This is a genomic window from Legionella beliardensis (assembly GCF_900452395.1).
GTDB classification, from domain to species: Bacteria; Pseudomonadota; Gammaproteobacteria; order Legionellales; family Legionellaceae; genus Legionella_C; species Legionella_C beliardensis.
The window spans coordinates 1-15837 of sequence record NZ_UGNV01000003.1; the positions used below are offsets into that span (position 1 = coordinate 1).

Sequence of the window (15837 nt, forward strand, 5' to 3'; positions counted from 1 at the left end):
TTGCTATTAGTTGATTTAAATTTAATCAACTATACTCATTTTATAAATGAAGTGATGGAGAACATGGTGGTTTTTGAAGTTAAAGTTCCTGCAAAATGTATCTTAGCTGGAGAACATCTTATCCTTGAACGCGGGTATGCGATTGTTGCCCCGTTTAATCATTATCAACTCATATTGAGCTATGAAGCTAGTAAAATAAAGACTATGCATACTATTTCGGCTGAGGGTAATAATTCCTATGGAATTATATTATGGCCTCTAATTGTCAGAGCTTATGAGTTATTACACAAAGATCCCAGCACCATTAAAGGTTTTTTTAATATTAAATCAACTATCCCACCTTGTTGTGGGTTGGGTTTTTCAGCTGCCCTTTGCGTTGCTATTACAAAATGGATTATCTATCAAAGTCTATTGCCGCGCTCGGAATTATTTCAATTTGCAGTACAACTTGAAGATTTATTTCATAAACCAAGTAGTGGGGTAGATATTGCAGGAGTAACTGCCAGGAATATAATCAGATATTCTTCTAATCATGAATTAAATGAAATAACCACTTGGCAACCTCTTTTTTATATTTCGTCTTCTAATGAAACTAGGATTACGAGTTCCTGTGTTAAAAAAGTTCAGCAATTAAAAAATGAAAATCCTATTAAGGCAGAAGTTATCTATGAGAAAATGTGGCAGGCAGTTAGTTTAATTAACACGGCTTTAGAAAAGAAAAATGATATAAGCTTGCATGTCTTAGCTCAAGGGCTGACAACAGCAAATGAATGTTATTATGAATGGGATTTAATATCGCCTCAATTACATAACCACATTCAAAAATTAAAACAATTTGCTTTAGCTTGTAAGGTAGTGGGGGCCGGAATCGGAGGATGTGTCTTAAGTTTGTGGAAAAAACCTCCCCCAGCTAATTTCCCTATCAAATTAATTCCATTGACCATACATACAGAGAAAGTATAAGCTTTATATTACCTATAGCCATACTACTGAATTAAGCGGCTATTAATGAGGTACATGAAATAAGCCTATTATTCAAATAAAAATTTGAAAATAGCGCTATTTTTATATCATCTTAACTTGCATGTAGAGCTATCTAAGAGCAACCCTTAGAGATTCGCTGTAACCAGCCCAATTTGTCAAAACTTTATAGGAACTTTTTCTTTTTTAACAATCAATTAAATAGTTTAAATAATGGTAACAAAGAGACTGCTAATCAGGCTGAAGAATTAATCAGCAATTTTCCCAAGGATAATAACTGCTATAATTATAAACAAGCAGATTAATATCTGCGACTTGTTAGTTTATTAGGAGTTTTATTATGACTCAAAAAGCAAAGCAATCTAACCACGGCCAATCTAAAAAAAGACTTAACGCATCTCTCTCAGAGCAACGTTTAGCTTTTAAAGTTCCTTCTAATACTGTTAAAGATGGCGCAGACAAAATACCTACCGTCCAAGCACCAGCCTAATGGAAGCTGGAATTTAAATTACGGTTGTAATCCTTAAAGGAATAAAATGTGTCTACTAACCAAAAATTATTACGCACACTTCCAATAGAGCCTTTTATGGGTGAAACCCATGTAAAGGCTCTGCATTGTTATCTTAGAAAACGAACAAAGACGAGCTTTATGGAGCTTATTCTGGCAGCAGAAGAAGGGCTTACAGCAAATTTTGATGTTGTTATACAAAAGATAGACAGTTTGGATGTGAATAGGCGGTTGTCGCCACTACTCTATTTTTATTATTATTCCCTTCTGGAAGCGCTTTATAATCAAAATAAACGAGAGGTTGCTCGTTTATGTCATTCATTAATTGAATTTGATAGTAATAATTTTTATACAAAACAATTATTACTTGATAATAATCAAATTAATCCCATTATCAAATACCAACAAAATTATATTCAAACCTTATCTAATCGAATTGAAACCTTTGAGCCACTCTCACCCATTGAATTCGATTTAGCTAATAAACAAATTTCACAAGTTATTGATATTATTGAAAAAACGAGTAAAAATTTGCATAGTGAGATTCAGGAAATTCTTGCTGTATTACATCTCTCAAAAGGAGTTTTTCTTGCCACAGCTGCAACAAGCTTAAAATATTTTGGCATGATTATCCTACGCTATAAAATGCTTCACTCAGCCCCACAGCAACTATTATATTTTTTTGACAGCATAGTACATGAAATATCCCATGTTTTTTTAAATTTGTTAATGACCTTAGACCCAATAGTATTGAATTCTACTGAACTACATCACTCTCCGGCACGAAATGTTTTGCGACCTTTAAAGGGTATCTTTCATGCGCATTTTGTCTTTTTTAGACTAATTGTTATGTATAAATTAGCAATAAATTATTTTATAGATGATGAAAGTAATAATTATGATAAAAATCATGCAAATATAGCTATTCGAGACTTACCTTATATTTATCAAGACCGACTACAAGCATATCAAATTAAATTTAAACAAGGCGAAGAAATCCTTTTAAAGCATGCAAAATTAACGAAATTTGGTAGAGCATTTTTATGCTCACTTAATCTGGAGAGCAAGGATGGCTTACTCTAAATTATCAATCCTTGAAAAAAAGCTTATTGAAAAAATAGTAAATTTAAAACCGAAAACACGTACTTTATTAGAAGTAGGTTGCGGCGATGGGAGGAAGTTAATTTATTTGCAAGCTAATTATCCCATCAAAGTTTCTGGTATTGATCTCTATGAGCCATATGTAGAAAAGCTACGTCAGCAAAATATTGATGCGAGCCTAGGCGATGCAAGGCATTTACCCTATGCTAATGATAAGTTCAATTGGGTCTTAATTGCTAATTCGCTGCATCACATACCTGATCCGGAAAATGCATTATCAGAGGCTATCAGAGTTGCTAAAAACGGCGTCATTGTTGTTGATCCTTGGTATGACAAAACAATTTATTCTCAACAACTTAGCGCTGAATTAGCAGCTTGGTGTAAAAAGCTGCATCAAAGCTTAGGTTATTTCCATCGAGAAGGGCTTAGTGCAGGTGAAATTATTAATGCAATTACCCGTGAAATTTCAAGCATTGAAATATACTATGAGCTTTTTATTAAAGAGTTAAATCTTAAGGATTTTTTTAAAGTACAACAACAATATATAGCGCAGCTACAGGAAAATCATTATTTATTATGGGAATTAAACCAAATTAAAAGCCGAATCCATGACAGTTTTATTAGTGAGCCAGGGCAAGTTATTGTCATTATTAGAAAATAACTTATTTGTACATAATTATTAATATAAATTAAAATGACTATCCTTACATGGGCACCAAACAAATTAATTATCTTTGCTATTGCAAATGGGTTGGTTGCCCAATTTGCGATGGATATTTATATTCCCGCTATGCCTGCTATAGCTAAAGCTTTACACACGACAATTGACTATATTCAGCTTAGTTACTTCTATTTTATGTTAGGTTTTGGTTTATCTGTTTTTCTCTATGGATTTCTTAATAAAATAATAAATTATCGGTATATTTTTCTAATCTGTAATGGCGTATTTTTAATAGCTACTTTGTTGATTATTTTCTCTGCTGATATGGTTTATTTTTTAGCTCTGCGCTTCTTGCAAGGGATGGGCGCAGGATTTGGCTCTATGGCTATTATTATTACAATTATCTACCTTTTTTTTCCGCCCCGTAAATTAGGTATAATAATCTCTTATAGCGTATTTTTTTTAACGCTTGCCAATATATTAGCGCCTGCAATAGGAGGTTATTTACAAGAACTTTATGGTTGGCAAAGTAGCTTCATATTTTTATTTATATTATCTTTTTTACTATTAACCTCAGGCTATTGTTTCTTGCCAAAAATAATTACTCCCCCAAAAGTAAAAATTTCTTTTTATAGTAAAGTCAAAAATTTATTAGCAAATCAGCAATACATTACCCATGCGATATATGCGATTATTTGTGTGAATATTATTGTATGTTATTTAGTGATGAGTTCTTTTATCTTACAAATGCACTTAGGCGCTTCTATTAAAGTCTCTGGCGCTATAGCATCTTTAATAAGTTTGTTATTTAGTATGGGCTCCTTATTAAATACCTTCATGCTTTCGAGGTATTTGCTAAAAACGACGATTTTTAGTGGCTTAATTATTAGCTTTCTAGGCATAGCTACCTTCTTAATTGCAGGTTACTTTACCGGTACGTCAATTTTCGCTTTCATTATACCTATATTTATTTCTTCATTAGGTTTAGGTATTTTATATCCTAATTTTGTTACCTGTGGATTCAAAGATTTTACGGGGTTTATTATAGATGGTACTTCCTTGCTGAGCCTGATGAAAATTTTTACTATTTGTTTAATTACAGCTTTTATTGCATTCATTCCAGATAATTTTTTAACCTGTGCTTTATTAACAGGGTTCCTGTTTAGTTTATTACTCGTATTAATTTTAATTTTAAATAGAGAATATTTAGTTAACTATTGAAGAAATGATTTATTGCTTTGACTCAAATCTTAAAAAAATTATTTATCAAGTCATTAACTAGAAAGTTAATTACCATTTAAGTCAAGTATTTAAGCAATATGTTTAAATATAGATTATAATAATAAGTTATGATAAGATGTTATATTCAAGCAGTAATGCTTATTTTTTTATCGCAATTGACCTTTTCTACTGCTTTAGCGTTCGAAGAATATGCCCCACCTTCACTAGCAGATTATCTCCATTTGTCTCACTCAAAAGACCCAGTAGACGGAGGCTGGCTTCCTAATCTTACAGGCTTGCCAGATGAGGAGCAAATTAGTCTATTAACTGATCGCGTGTTTTACCTTGTAATAAACGAAAAAGATAGCCAATGCTCGTCAATAAGTCCTAATCTTAGGTTATTGATTTTTCAACATTTTGTTATTCATCAATACATGGCCAATGTCCAAAATATTTATTTTGATGAGCAAGCTGCGCATCAATGGGCACATGTTTTGGCGATGATTCTTAAAGAAAGTAGTGGTGATTCCACGAGTATTACCGATATGCAAGGTCATTCGCTTTCCACTTATAAGGCGCAAACTAACTTAGGCAACTGGAAGCAAATATTAAGGCTTGCCAAACAAAAATATATTCATTTTAACTATCAAACTAACTTTGGTTTGACCCAAATTTCAGCCGATAGATTATTTGATGCATTTCATTTAGCACGTAATAAATTCTATGATACTGCTTTTTTAGAAGGAAAAGAAGGTGCTGCAACTCCGAGGAAGGTAGATTTAAATACCGCCATTGCTATCCGTAGACTAATTTGGTTTTATCAAGATTTTGCGCAAGGCAGAATATCACAAGCACATGGGCGCCTTTATCAAGATGATATTATGGATCCTCTGTTTTTCGCTCAATATGAAGCAGGTTTAGAAAAAGCAGTTATCTATTGTGGAACACGCTTTATGTTTCAAGAAAGCCAACAAAAAAAAGGCTTATTAAAAAAGGCTGTTGCCTCTATTGCTTATTGTAAGCTTGGCAATTCAAACATGGGATATGGGTTTCATGAAATAGATCAAGAATGCTTTGCCGAGTGGGTAACTTTATGCCCGGCTTTAAATATTGATATTGCGCTCCTTACACCGCTTAGTTATTTTGCTACTCGAGGAGAAAAACCCGTTTGCAAAGAAACCTTTAAGCAGCTAATTAATGAGAACCCCGTTGATAAATAGTGGCCCTTATACTAAGCGCATAGAATGCTTAAATCGCATTTATCCACATTGAAATATAAATTATTTTATACTTGCTTCCGATGAAATTAAGCCTTTACAACGTATTTTATATAAAAAGACTACTTCTGCTTATTATGAACATAACTTGAATAGTATATTTTCAAGTTCAGAGCATACATGAAGGAACTCTAAATCTTTGCTGTAAATCTTTTAGCTCCTCAAGTAATTTTCTTGCTCTAATGGTTTATGTATAAAAATACTATTAAAGAAAAGCTCATTTAACCCAGTTAAAGAAACTCTAGCTTTTGGATCATACTGTAAAGAAGTTTCCTCGCTAGGATAGAATCAAAAAGATTTAAATACTTTTTTAACGGTGTTCCTATATGAGATCTATGTTTGAGAGTAAAAGCCTTAATTAAGGGGGAACCTTACCCTAAGAGAGGCGCTTAGTGGCTATAAAGCCCGCTTAGGAGAGATAGTTAAAGTGCCTGTGTTATTAACCAAAGTTAATTAGAGGCAGCAATCCTTAGCTTATTTTTTCTTTTTTTTAGACTGCACACTCCTATTACTTTTAAGCGTCAATTTTTTGCTGCATCTGATTATCTTCCAATTGATTAGCATAATTAATTAATAATTCTGCAACTTGTTTTTCTAATCCGGGTTCATAGATAGATGGCAGAGTTTGCCATCTATCGGCCTCTGCTAAAATTGATTCTTTAGATGCATCTAAAACTTGAGTCAATTTTTCTTTATCCGATACTGAAATAGAGAAGTTTTTTATTGCCTTTACAACATGTGCTTTGTTGGGGGAATAAGGGTGTTCATTGGAATGATTGCTGCTAAAAAACGACAATGACTTATGTTCACTATAAACCTTAGGCAGTGGCATACTTTTAGATTTTATTACCCCCGCAAAATTAGTTAGAGCGTCTGCTACTTGTCCACCAATGCTTTGATCATAGAAGCTGCTTTCTGTCCAGGCAATAGCTTCTTTTTTTATCATGTTTAAAGGCTGCTCCAGCAATAAAACTAACTCTTGTTTATCGACATCACTAATGGGTAAGTTAAAAAATGTATTTATCGTTTGTTGTTTTACACAGCTCTTGGCAAGAGTATGTAAACTATTTGCTATTTGTTGGTTCAAATTTTTATCGTAAAAGGTATTTTTTTGCCATTGAAAAGACTCTTTATTGATTTCTTCAGCAGATTGCCCAATTAATAAAGTTAATTCTTGCTTGTCTTCATAACTGATAGGAAAACTAAGTAAATTCATGACAGTTTGCTCTTCGAAACGGTCATAAGCATATTTTGTCAGGATTTTTGCCACGTCATTGCCAATCGTTAGCTCATAAAGATCACCTCTTAACCACTCAAGCGCTTCTTTATAAATGTCTTCACTAGGTTTCTCGAGCACGGCAATTAGATCTTCTTTATCTGACTCACTTAAAGGGAGGTTTAATAATATGCTTAAGGTCGATCGCCGCATGTCTATGTTAGCATTAGATACTTCTGTTGTTTCTGCTGTCTCTACAGCATAACTATCATAATCATCAGAAATATAGGCTGCAGAAATACCTGTTTGCAGGATGTTTTGAATACCTAAGGGCACTAAATGGGTAGGTAAAATTTGCTGTAATGAATGTAAGGTTTCAGCAGGAAGAGTTTTAAAATAGTCTTCATCATTATCCGCAAGCGCTTTTGTGCACAAAGCAATCACATAGTCTTCATCAATACCCATTGAGGAGTCAATGTTAAATTGGTTTAATGATCTGCAGTCAACAAGGTGTGTAAATTTATCTTTTATCCACTGAGACTCGCTCCCATTTTGCGCACAATACAAAAAAACCATTGAGAGTAATTTTTCTTGCATTAAAGGGTCTAAATTTTGCAAAATTGCATCAAGAAAGCGCTTCTCAGCATTGGGAATTAACTTAAGTAGTTTGTAGTTATTTTCATTGACAATATTTAAAAAGACTGTGGGGTCAAATTTTCTTTTTTCTAATAATTTACTGAGTAATTCAGTTTTTTCAGTATAAATAAGATAATCAAAGAAATCCTGCTGGTGTTGTTGTAAAAAAGTACCTTCTATATCATCATTTAAATCAGAGAATAGAGCCTGAGAAGCTAAGGCAAAAAATTGATAAGAGGCGTTTTCTGCGATAAATTGTAATAAGCCATCATAGGCGTTATATTCTTGATAAATTTTAGTCGTAATTTGTTGCCATTGGCTCAGAAGAGTTGTTTGGCTTTCTTTAGTAATTTCAATCATTTTCTGTAACATTGCTTGATTGATGCCATCTTCCGTAACAAGGTGGATACAGGCATCAAGGTAGTCATAAAGGGGTTGATGATTACTAAGTTGTTGAATGAATTGTAAAAATTGGGTATCAAAAAAATATCTTTTATTATCGACCACATCAAAAAAAGGCAGGGCTAATGATGACATTACTTGGCCGATAGAGGTATCGCCCGCAGCACATGTTGTATGAGCTAGCGCGAATAAAGCATCTATTTCCTCATTACTACAATCTATCATTTGCAGTATATCGATTTGTCGTGGCCCATCGCCTATTTTGCTAACCGATTCACTGCCATCACTGTTATGAAAAACAATTTGCCCGATTCCAGCCGCACTTAAGCTGGATAAATCCATGTCATTTAAAATAGCAGAATTTAACTTATTAGAGGTAATTAAGATATTTTTTTGCTCGGAAACATGGCTCAACCAGGTTAAATAGGCTTGTTTGGATAAATGGGTATGCAGATAACCTGTAGCAATAAAATAGTCTTGATTAAGTGCTTGCGTTACGGTCTTTTTAATTAATGGGTTTTTAATATAGTGCTCAACGATATCTTTTTTAATTATAGTTTCGGATGCTAATCTTTCACTAAGTTGGCTTATCGTTGCATTTAATTTTATTCCTGCTTCTTTATTGTTTTTATCAAGACCCATATAGACTAAACCTTGGGCATAGGGTTTAGTTTGCTGTGCAATAACACCAGGTCTAATTTCCAAAAATGATAACCAATCTTGTTCAGTAAAAACCCCTTTAGCATCTAAAAATGAATTTTTTTCTTTAATTTGTAATCGAGCCGATATCTGTACCCTATAATCGGCGTGTTCTAATAGACCTTTTTGCTGTAAGAGGGTTAACGTATCTTGCCCTTTATTGGTTAATACTAATTCACCATTTTCAGCAAATTTATAGGGAATAATGTAATAATTTTTGGATTGCCCTATTTCCAAAATAGATGCCGCTTTATTCATATCGGAATCAAGAACAAAGGCGACTCGAGTAATATTAGTATTGGGGATAGCTTCTAGGTAATCAGCAAAATCTTTTAAATGCACCAAATCCCCAATACCATCAGGTAGCACATGCGTACAAAGTACGAAATTAACGGGGGAATTTTGCGCAGCATTTAAAAATTCAGTTTTTTTATTTCGTAAAGACTCAAGGCTTTCTAAAAAATGATATAATTCTTTGCCGCTACCCATAATCAGTATATCCTATGTGAATAATTATTGATTTATATGATCAATAATAAACCGATATTAAAGTGTAGCACCTCAACCTGTATTTATAAAATTGAAGCAAATAAAATAAATTAGCAGTGAATTACCAATATGATTTACTTGTGGGTAAGTTGTTTTAATCTTAAGTGATATTGTGAAAATTATTATAAACCAGTATAGCTAATATTGCTTTTTAACCATTGTTTTCTACTTTAAGTAGGCTTGTGTCTATTTCTGCTTTTTAAAATAAGTGCCATTAGCATACACATTATGACCAAAGCCGCAATCAAAATCAGCTCCTTCTTGATTAATAGTTAACTTACCAGGTTTGATAAAAGTAATAGTAATTGTACAAGGTCCATATTCCGCGGAGGAATAAATGGCGGTATCCCCTTTAATGTTAGCTATTCCCGATAGCTCGCCTGTATTAGCTAGTAGTTCACCATTGGCCTCATAAGGATAGGTTAAGTTAAGAGAAATCTTAAGCTTTCCACCTCCTAAAGCCTGAATAGTCAATGTGTTTTCGACATCTTGATGTGGGGCGGGAAGGGGCTTAACGAACGTGCCATTGACTTCTTCTTTAGAAACACTAGCTCGGTGTAATTCAGTAAAGCCTAAAGTTGAATAGGTTATTAGTGCGGTTAATAGAGTATTTCTTATAATCTGCTTGTTCATAGGGGTAAGAATAATTTTTTCTACTAATAAGTTAGCATAAAGGTGTTTATAAAATCTAATTTAATGAACAAATGATTAAATACTAATTTTATTTAGAACAATAACTTACCTAAAAGATTTGAGTTGGAATTTAATGCATAGTTAATTTTTCTGTTCAAATTGCTTCTATTTATGCTATAAAATCATATTTATGGTCAATTTGATTGTTGTCGTACTATGTTAGAAATTACCGTTGCTGTTACTGATAGTCCTGAAGTAGGAAGTTTAAGTGCCCCTTCACTTAAAAAATCATTTGCTTCTGTAAATTTCCCTGTTGTCGATGCTGATTTCCGAGTCATGATGAGGGATATTCCCCAAGAGGTATTTAAAGAAGCATATAAAACGCCGGAAGGTCGTAAAAAGCTCTTTTTACATGCTAAATATATGGCTAATGAGATTCTTGATAAAGTTGATTGCTTGGCGTTATCAGGAAATGTCGCCATGATTGATCCCTCTTTATTTAACCAGCCACCTGATAATAGTCATACTTATAATTTTGATTATTCACGAACAATTGCAGAGCTGGCTTTAATACATGTTGCAACACAACGAGGAATGCCCATAATGGGTGTTTGCGGCGGTTATGAAGCCATTGCTGTATACTATGACAGTACATTGAGATCACTCACCCCGGCTGAGTTAGATCAACAAGGTTATATGGCTTATGATAAAATTATTTTCGAAACGCAATCTATTTTAGGCCAACTGTTTAAATCTAAAAATTTAGCCACGGTAGAAAGAAATTTTTTTGGTGCCCATAAGCAAATTATTGATGAGTTAAACCGGTCGTATTTAAAGGTTACAGGCAGAGCCAGTGATGGTAAATTAACTGAAGCAATTGAAGGAAACTATGGGGCGCCTTTAATAGGCATGCAATTTCATCCGGAAGTTACCCTACATGGTGTATATCCTGATTCTAGCTATATGGGAGAGGAATCGGAAAAAAAAGTTTGCTTAGAATTATTTCGTTTTTTCCTTAAAGCCGCGCAAGCTTATAGCAATAAAAAAAGTGTTAATGAGGCGTTAAAAAAAACCATTGCAACATTGCCAGAAGTAATTCACCAAGAAGATAATAAAACTAATATTAACAAAAGCGAGGTAAGTTACGTTAACGCTGAAGCTACAGTACAACATAATACACCATCTAAAACCCTTTTAAATAATCCAGCAATATTTTGGCAAGGAAAAAGGAGAACTCATTCAGAATCAGATCAGAAACAATGTCACCCAGTGGTACTAGCCAGCACCCTTTGACAATCGAAACCGGAGGCTTCTAAATAGATATAACAGGGTCCATCTTAGTGTTAGGGGCCCAATTAATATCTTCTGGTTTTAGGATTAATGTTGGATGATTAATATTGAAATATTTGTCACCTGGTTTTGCTACTAAAGTCTCAAAATAATCTATAATATCCTCATCGTAATCATCAATATCACTTGAATTAGCACGTCTCTTAAACCACTTAAAATAGAAATTACTCAAAACCTCTTCATCTACTACGTTTATAACCAGCGCTTTTGATTCATTTAAAGCTTTCTGACATAGATAATCAAGGCATTTACTTGCGAACCCTTGCCCTTGAAACTCCTCTTCTACCCCTATCCAAGCAAGGTCAATATCGCCATCTTTTCTATCTTTATAGACAGCATGCCCTACAACTACTCCTTTGTTTAAGATTTTAATTTTACATTCATCTTTACTTAAAATTTCTTCAAATTCTAGGCTCTCTTTCTTAACATTTTTGCGGTTTTTATTAAACATTTTATCTCAGATTTCATTACCTATAGAATCAATTATAGTTTAATTAAAGACAAATTATTGCCAAAATTAAGCCTCACTTATCACTCACAGCTATTTATATTCAAATAGGAGTAAGTTGATTGTCCCTTATGTATAGAGCGTATAATTGAACTATCTGGTGGTTCTATGGATATTGATTTGAGTCAAATATCAGGAAAAGCAAAACATATTAACATTACTATGCCAGAACGTGTTTTAAGCCTCATCGATTTATATACCAACAATCGTGCAATAAAAAATCGTTCTTCTTTTGTAGCAGACGCTGAGTTATATGGACAACCATAAATAAGACAAACCAGTATTTGATTGCTTATTTATGACTTATTTTATAACTTATGTTATACCTAAAACCTATGTTGCTGGCTGTATTGCAAAAATATAATCCTAGACTAGATCAACTTACTTGCAATTTTATAGAAAAGAAATAGTCATAAATTATATCTTTACTATTTAAGGATAAATAATGAAAGATATACCGCTTTGGGTTCATGCCTTTTTTTGGGGAAGCTTTACAGGTTTTGCTTTAGTTATTGGTGCTTTAGGTGGCTATTTTCTTCATATTTCGCAGCGTGTTGTTGCCGCAATTATGGCTTTTGGTAGTGGTGTTTTAATTTCTGCACTTTCTTTTGAATTAATGGATAGGGCTTATAATAAAGGTGGCTTTGACTCCACCACAATTGGATTTTTAAGTGGTGCCTTAATTTATACAGTAGCTAACTGGTTTTTATGTGCACAGGGAGCAAAACATCGCAAACGCTCAGGACACCAACAATCAACTGCACAAGACGCAGGTAGCGGTATGGCGATTGCAATTGGCTCTCTATTAGATGGGATTCCAGAATCCATTGTTATTGGCTTAAGTATGCTAAAGGGTGGCGCTGTTAGTCTCGTTGCGGTGATTGCGATTTTTTTATCTAATATCCCTGAAGGTTTATCAAGTGCAGCCGGTATGAAAAAGGCTGGCCGTAATGCTAAATATATTTTTAGCATTTGGGGTAGTATTGCCCTGTTTTCTGGTGTTGCAGCTTTATTAGGGTATTCCGTTTTTCAGTATTTCTCATCTGAAGTTATTGCAGCTACCACAGCAATCGCTGCAGGCGCTATCTTAGCTATGTTAGTGGATACCATGATTCCAGAAGCCTTTGAGGTAGCACATAATTTTGCAGGATTTATTACTGTAACAGGTTTTATGACGGCTTTTATTTTAAGTAAACTTAATCCGTAATTAGCACTTAGTTTAAATACCTTATTGAAAGGTGATGACTTTTTATCGTTCAACGCAATACTTTAAAGGTGGAGAATTTGCATATAACTATATAATTAATTTGCTAAATTAAATAACTTGCAGTGGTTCTGACTTCAACTAAGCCCCCAAACTTATTAATGAATTACTTTAACAAGTGTGCTTAAATTTAGTTAAGTTTAATAACTTTATATGTCAATTTGACATATAATCTGATTAGCTAGTATTGGGTGAAACTATTTTGCGTATTATTTCTAAGAAAAAACTTCGCGATTACTATCTAAGTAACGTGCAAGCCGAAATCCCACTAACAGAGCGGTATTACAAAATGCTAGACGCAAAGGCCGCTAACATTTTTGAATTAAGGCAAGTTTTCAATAGTGTTGACTCGGTCTATGGCTACACTGTATTTAATGTTGGTGGTAATAATTATCGTTTGATTACTGCAATTCACTATAACACCCAAACTTGTTATGTTAGAACAATTTGGACGCATGCTGAGTATGATAAGTCCATTAATAAGGACAAATTAAAGCGAGGTGATTTATGACGGCACTGTCTATTGACTACGTTGATCAGAAAACTAAACACAAATTTCATTTACCGTTAGCTGTGTTTAAAAAACCAGTTACTGATAAAGAGTATGCGCACCTTGAAAAGGTTTTAGATAAATTAATTGATGAAGTTCGTGATGATGAAAATCATCCTTTGGCTTTAGCAATGCAAATTATTGGCGATAATTTAGAGCAATATGACAATGAGCATTTTCCTTTAATCGGTGAAAACATAACTAATGTTGCCATGGTAAACTATTTAATGACGATTTATCAGCTGCAGCAAAAAGATCTTGCTCCTATATTTGGTGGCCAGGCGAATGTCTCTAAATTCCTTAAAGGTGAGCGAAATTTAGGAAAAAATCATATAGTAGGACTAAAAAAGAAATTTAAAATTAGTGCCGACTTTTTTCTAAAGTAGAAACCAAAAATTAATTTAATCGCATAGATATGCTAAACACCTGCTAAAAGTATAAAATTTACTATTTTAATTAATGGCTTAGCCTAAATAAGCTAATTATCCTTCATGAAACATCTATAATTATAAGAGGAATAGGAAGAAAACATACTCATACTTGCCCCATACGTTATTGCTTGAAGCTTAGACGCAAAACAAGATAATGGTAAGGGAAATAACAAAGCATCCTAATGGTGTTAAACATTTAAAACACGGAGGTCGTTATGAATGTTAATTTAGGAAGCGCAGATGCAGCGGTTGGCATTTCATTTAGTGTAATCACTGATTTTTTACGTGAATTAACCCGGCTTGGCCGACTACCCGAGCGCCTAGAATTTGACCGAGATATTGGCGGGCAACCTTCGCATGTGCTTGTGCAGCTTGATCCATTTGAGTTTGCAATGATCACTCAGGGGCCGGATTCACCACGGAGTATATTGCGTATTTCGGGAACAATTGAGATAAGGCCCGCAACCGACCCCAATGCCCCCCCATTGACCCTCCCGCTGGAAGCAGCAGCAAAATTAACCGTTATCTTAGTAAATACCGCGTCAGTTGCCGAAGTCGGTTTTCGCTATGATGGTCTTGATGGCACACCCTCACCTGCCGAAATCGCAACAGATATTGACAATTTTATGACGAGTGCCGAGATACAGGACGTTCTTACAAATACCCGGCTACCCATCGCAGATAGCCTTGTTCAAGGTTTGAATAACACAAGATTTATCGATCCAAATACCAAACCTCAAGACTCAGAGTGGAATGTAGCGATTACCTTAACACCAGCTGGTTCGGACACAGTCGATGCCTTTGTTGTATCCGCAAGCCCACCAGACACAACGGCGACCTTAATCATAACTGAAAGTTTTGTTATTCCACGGACGGGACTTGCTGTGGCATACAATAGAAATTTCCTAGACATGGTTTTGGAGCGGGGCGCGGCTGCGAAAGTAGGCCAGGTCATTGATGGCGCAAAAGTTACCGCGCTATCCATGTCAATGGCCGATAGCGGCATACAAATCACAGGCCATGTAGTTCGCGATATCGATACACCTATTATCGATATTGCGCCTGATGTTGATATCGACTTCAATGGCATCGCTATTCCGCAGCTAATTCGAGGCACCATAGGTATGACGATGGATACATCAGGTCTTGATGTTGATGTGGATGACAGTGATGAGATTTTTTACGGAGCTCTTAAATGGGTCTTAACCGTTGGCGCTTCAGCACTGCTGTTCACAGGCGTTGGCAGCTTAACCGCCTTAGGCATCTTTTTGTGGGTAACGCTTGTGCAAAAAGTTTGGAATGGTGCGGTGGAACTGGATAATGCACCGAATATTCTTAGAGATAGCTTAGGAACAGGTCTAGGCGCGCAGCTTAGCTTACTTGCCGAATCGTTAGATGATTCAACGCCTGCTGGTGAACTAAAGGTTGATGGCACACCTGATTCTGCTTTAGTAGTAGATGGCAACATGGTCCTCTTTGCTCAAGTTATTATTACGTCGATGATGGCCAGAATGCGGTCAGCTGAATACTCTCATCATTTACGCCGTTTTGTAGTTTTTGAACTTGAAGACCGGCGAAAATTCCGTGCCCAAGAATTATCCAGGTTAATGAAAGAAGGCAAGATCATTGTGCCAGGCTTTCATCAGGTTAATGGAAAATATGTAAGATCGGATCATGATGACTTAGAAGCTAATAATTTGCTCAAGATCTTTAAGTCCAATGAGACGCAGGAAGTTGTAGTAAAAAATCGTTAGGGTTTGTTTGCTAATTGGCCCTGAGCGGAGGGCCAATTGGCTTTTTTCTAGTTTAGTGTATACCTATTATCTCCCTTCAGAAATCTACACCAAGCT

The 15837-nt window shown here is 34.7% G+C and carries 15 protein-coding genes; 12 read left to right on the top strand and 3 right to left on the bottom strand.

Features of this window, described 5'->3' with window-relative positions; genetic code table 11:
• The 6 genes from DYE47_RS14505 to DYE47_RS14525 form a co-directional block, all read left to right on the top strand.
• Window positions 1-963: mevalonate kinase family protein (locus DYE47_RS14505; protein ID WP_244924160.1), on the top strand; the 963-nt coding region annotated here is incomplete at its 5' end.
• 358 nt (window positions 964-1321) lie between these two features.
• The gene (locus DYE47_RS16100; protein ID WP_160149912.1) at window positions 1322-1471 is read left to right on the top strand and encodes a hypothetical protein; all 150 of its coding nucleotides are present in this window, start codon (window positions 1322-1324) and stop codon (window positions 1469-1471) included.
• 48 nt (window positions 1472-1519) lie between these two features.
• Window positions 1520-2572: an aKG-HExxH-type peptide beta-hydroxylase gene (locus DYE47_RS14510; protein WP_115304170.1), complete on the top strand. Its 1053-nt coding sequence runs from the start codon at window positions 1520-1522 to the stop codon at window positions 2570-2572.
• Complete coding sequence (locus DYE47_RS14515) at window positions 2559-3251, top strand: class I SAM-dependent methyltransferase (RefSeq protein WP_115304171.1); 693 nt, start codon at window positions 2559-2561, stop codon at window positions 3249-3251. Before DYE47_RS14510 ends, DYE47_RS14515 begins: the two co-directional genes overlap by 14 nt.
• A gap of 33 nt (window positions 3252-3284) precedes the next feature.
• Window positions 3285-4472, top strand: a complete 1188-nt coding sequence (locus DYE47_RS14520; protein WP_115304172.1) for an MFS transporter — start codon at window positions 3285-3287, stop codon at window positions 4470-4472.
• Window positions 4473-4600: 128 nt separating this feature from the next.
• Window positions 4601-5692 (top strand): hypothetical protein, encoded by a 1092-nt coding sequence (locus DYE47_RS14525; protein WP_244924161.1) that lies wholly within the window; start codon window positions 4601-4603, stop codon window positions 5690-5692.
• 571 nt (window positions 5693-6263) lie between these two features.
• Here DYE47_RS14525 and DYE47_RS14530 read toward each other — a convergent pair.
• Complete coding sequence (locus DYE47_RS14530) at window positions 6264-9191, bottom strand: hypothetical protein (protein WP_176579717.1); 2928 nt, start codon at window positions 9189-9191, stop codon at window positions 6264-6266.
• Window positions 9192-9437: 246 nt separating this feature from the next.
• Window positions 9438-9884 (bottom strand): hypothetical protein, encoded by a 447-nt coding sequence (locus tag DYE47_RS16205; protein ID WP_174224134.1) that lies wholly within the window; start codon window positions 9882-9884, stop codon window positions 9438-9440.
• A 216-nt stretch (window positions 9885-10100) separates the two neighbouring features.
• Here DYE47_RS16205 and DYE47_RS14540 point away from each other — a divergent pair, with 216 nt between their 5' ends.
• Window positions 10101-11177 (top strand): gamma-glutamyl-gamma-aminobutyrate hydrolase family protein, encoded by a 1077-nt coding sequence (locus DYE47_RS14540; RefSeq protein ID WP_115304174.1) that lies wholly within the window; start codon window positions 10101-10103, stop codon window positions 11175-11177.
• A gap of 19 nt (window positions 11178-11196) precedes the next feature.
• On the opposite strand, the gene DYE47_RS14545 is transcribed toward DYE47_RS14540, so the two are convergent.
• On the bottom strand, window positions 11197-11685 hold the full coding sequence (locus tag DYE47_RS14545) for a GNAT family N-acetyltransferase (RefSeq protein ID WP_115304175.1): 489 nt from the start codon (window positions 11683-11685) through the stop codon (window positions 11197-11199).
• Window positions 11686-11850: 165 nt separating this feature from the next.
• Between DYE47_RS14545 and DYE47_RS14550 the strand changes: the two genes are divergently transcribed.
• From DYE47_RS14550 to DYE47_RS14570, 5 genes are all read left to right on the top strand, one after another.
• Window positions 11851-12009, top strand: coding sequence for a type II toxin-antitoxin system HicB family antitoxin (locus tag DYE47_RS14550; RefSeq protein WP_242604256.1), 159 nt, complete (start codon window positions 11851-11853; stop codon window positions 12007-12009).
• Window positions 12010-12187: 178 nt separating this feature from the next.
• A complete protein-coding gene (locus DYE47_RS14555) occupies window positions 12188-12949 on the top strand; it encodes a ZIP family metal transporter (RefSeq protein ID WP_115304176.1) in 762 nt (253 codons plus the stop codon).
• 259 nt (window positions 12950-13208) lie between these two features.
• Window positions 13209-13517, top strand: coding sequence for a type II toxin-antitoxin system HigB family toxin (locus tag DYE47_RS14560; protein ID WP_115304235.1), 309 nt, complete (start codon window positions 13209-13211; stop codon window positions 13515-13517).
• Window positions 13514-13942, top strand: coding sequence for a helix-turn-helix domain-containing protein (locus DYE47_RS14565; protein WP_115304177.1), 429 nt, complete (start codon window positions 13514-13516; stop codon window positions 13940-13942). Before DYE47_RS14560 ends, DYE47_RS14565 begins: the two co-directional genes overlap by 4 nt.
• A 260-nt stretch (window positions 13943-14202) precedes the next feature.
• On the top strand, window positions 14203-15741 hold the full coding sequence (locus DYE47_RS14570; RefSeq protein ID WP_115304178.1) for a hypothetical protein: 1539 nt from the start codon (window positions 14203-14205) through the stop codon (window positions 15739-15741).
• Window positions 15742-15837 lie beyond the last annotated feature (96 nt).

What these genes read in the sequence shown, in the direction of transcription:
- DYE47_RS16100 (WP_160149912.1), top strand. Translation starts at nt 1,322, where the DNA reads ATGACTCAAAAAGCAAAGCAATCTAACCACGGCCAATCTAAAAAAAGA.
- DYE47_RS14515 (WP_115304171.1), top strand. Translation starts at nt 2,559, where the DNA reads ATGGCTTACTCTAAATTATCAATCCTTGAAAAAAAGCTTATTGAAAAA.
- DYE47_RS14520 (WP_115304172.1), top strand. Translation starts at nt 3,285, where the DNA reads ATGACTATCCTTACATGGGCACCAAACAAATTAATTATCTTTGCTATT.
- DYE47_RS14525 (WP_244924161.1), top strand. Translation starts at nt 4,601, where the DNA reads ATGATAAGATGTTATATTCAAGCAGTAATGCTTATTTTTTTATCGCAA.
- DYE47_RS14530 (WP_176579717.1), bottom strand. Translation starts at nt 9,191, where the DNA reads ATGGGTAGCGGCAAAGAATTATATCATTTTTTAGAAAGCCTTGAGTCT.
- DYE47_RS16205 (WP_174224134.1), bottom strand. Translation starts at nt 9,884, where the DNA reads ATGAACAAGCAGATTATAAGAAATACTCTATTAACCGCACTAATAACC.
- DYE47_RS14540 (WP_115304174.1), top strand. Translation starts at nt 10,101, where the DNA reads ATGTTAGAAATTACCGTTGCTGTTACTGATAGTCCTGAAGTAGGAAGT.
- DYE47_RS14545 (WP_115304175.1), bottom strand. Translation starts at nt 11,685, where the DNA reads ATGTTTAATAAAAACCGCAAAAATGTTAAGAAAGAGAGCCTAGAATTT.
- DYE47_RS14550 (WP_242604256.1), top strand. Translation starts at nt 11,851, where the DNA reads ATGGATATTGATTTGAGTCAAATATCAGGAAAAGCAAAACATATTAAC.
- DYE47_RS14555 (WP_115304176.1), top strand. Translation starts at nt 12,188, where the DNA reads ATGAAAGATATACCGCTTTGGGTTCATGCCTTTTTTTGGGGAAGCTTT.
- DYE47_RS14565 (WP_115304177.1), top strand. Translation starts at nt 13,514, where the DNA reads ATGACGGCACTGTCTATTGACTACGTTGATCAGAAAACTAAACACAAA.
- DYE47_RS14570 (WP_115304178.1), top strand. Translation starts at nt 14,203, where the DNA reads ATGAATGTTAATTTAGGAAGCGCAGATGCAGCGGTTGGCATTTCATTT.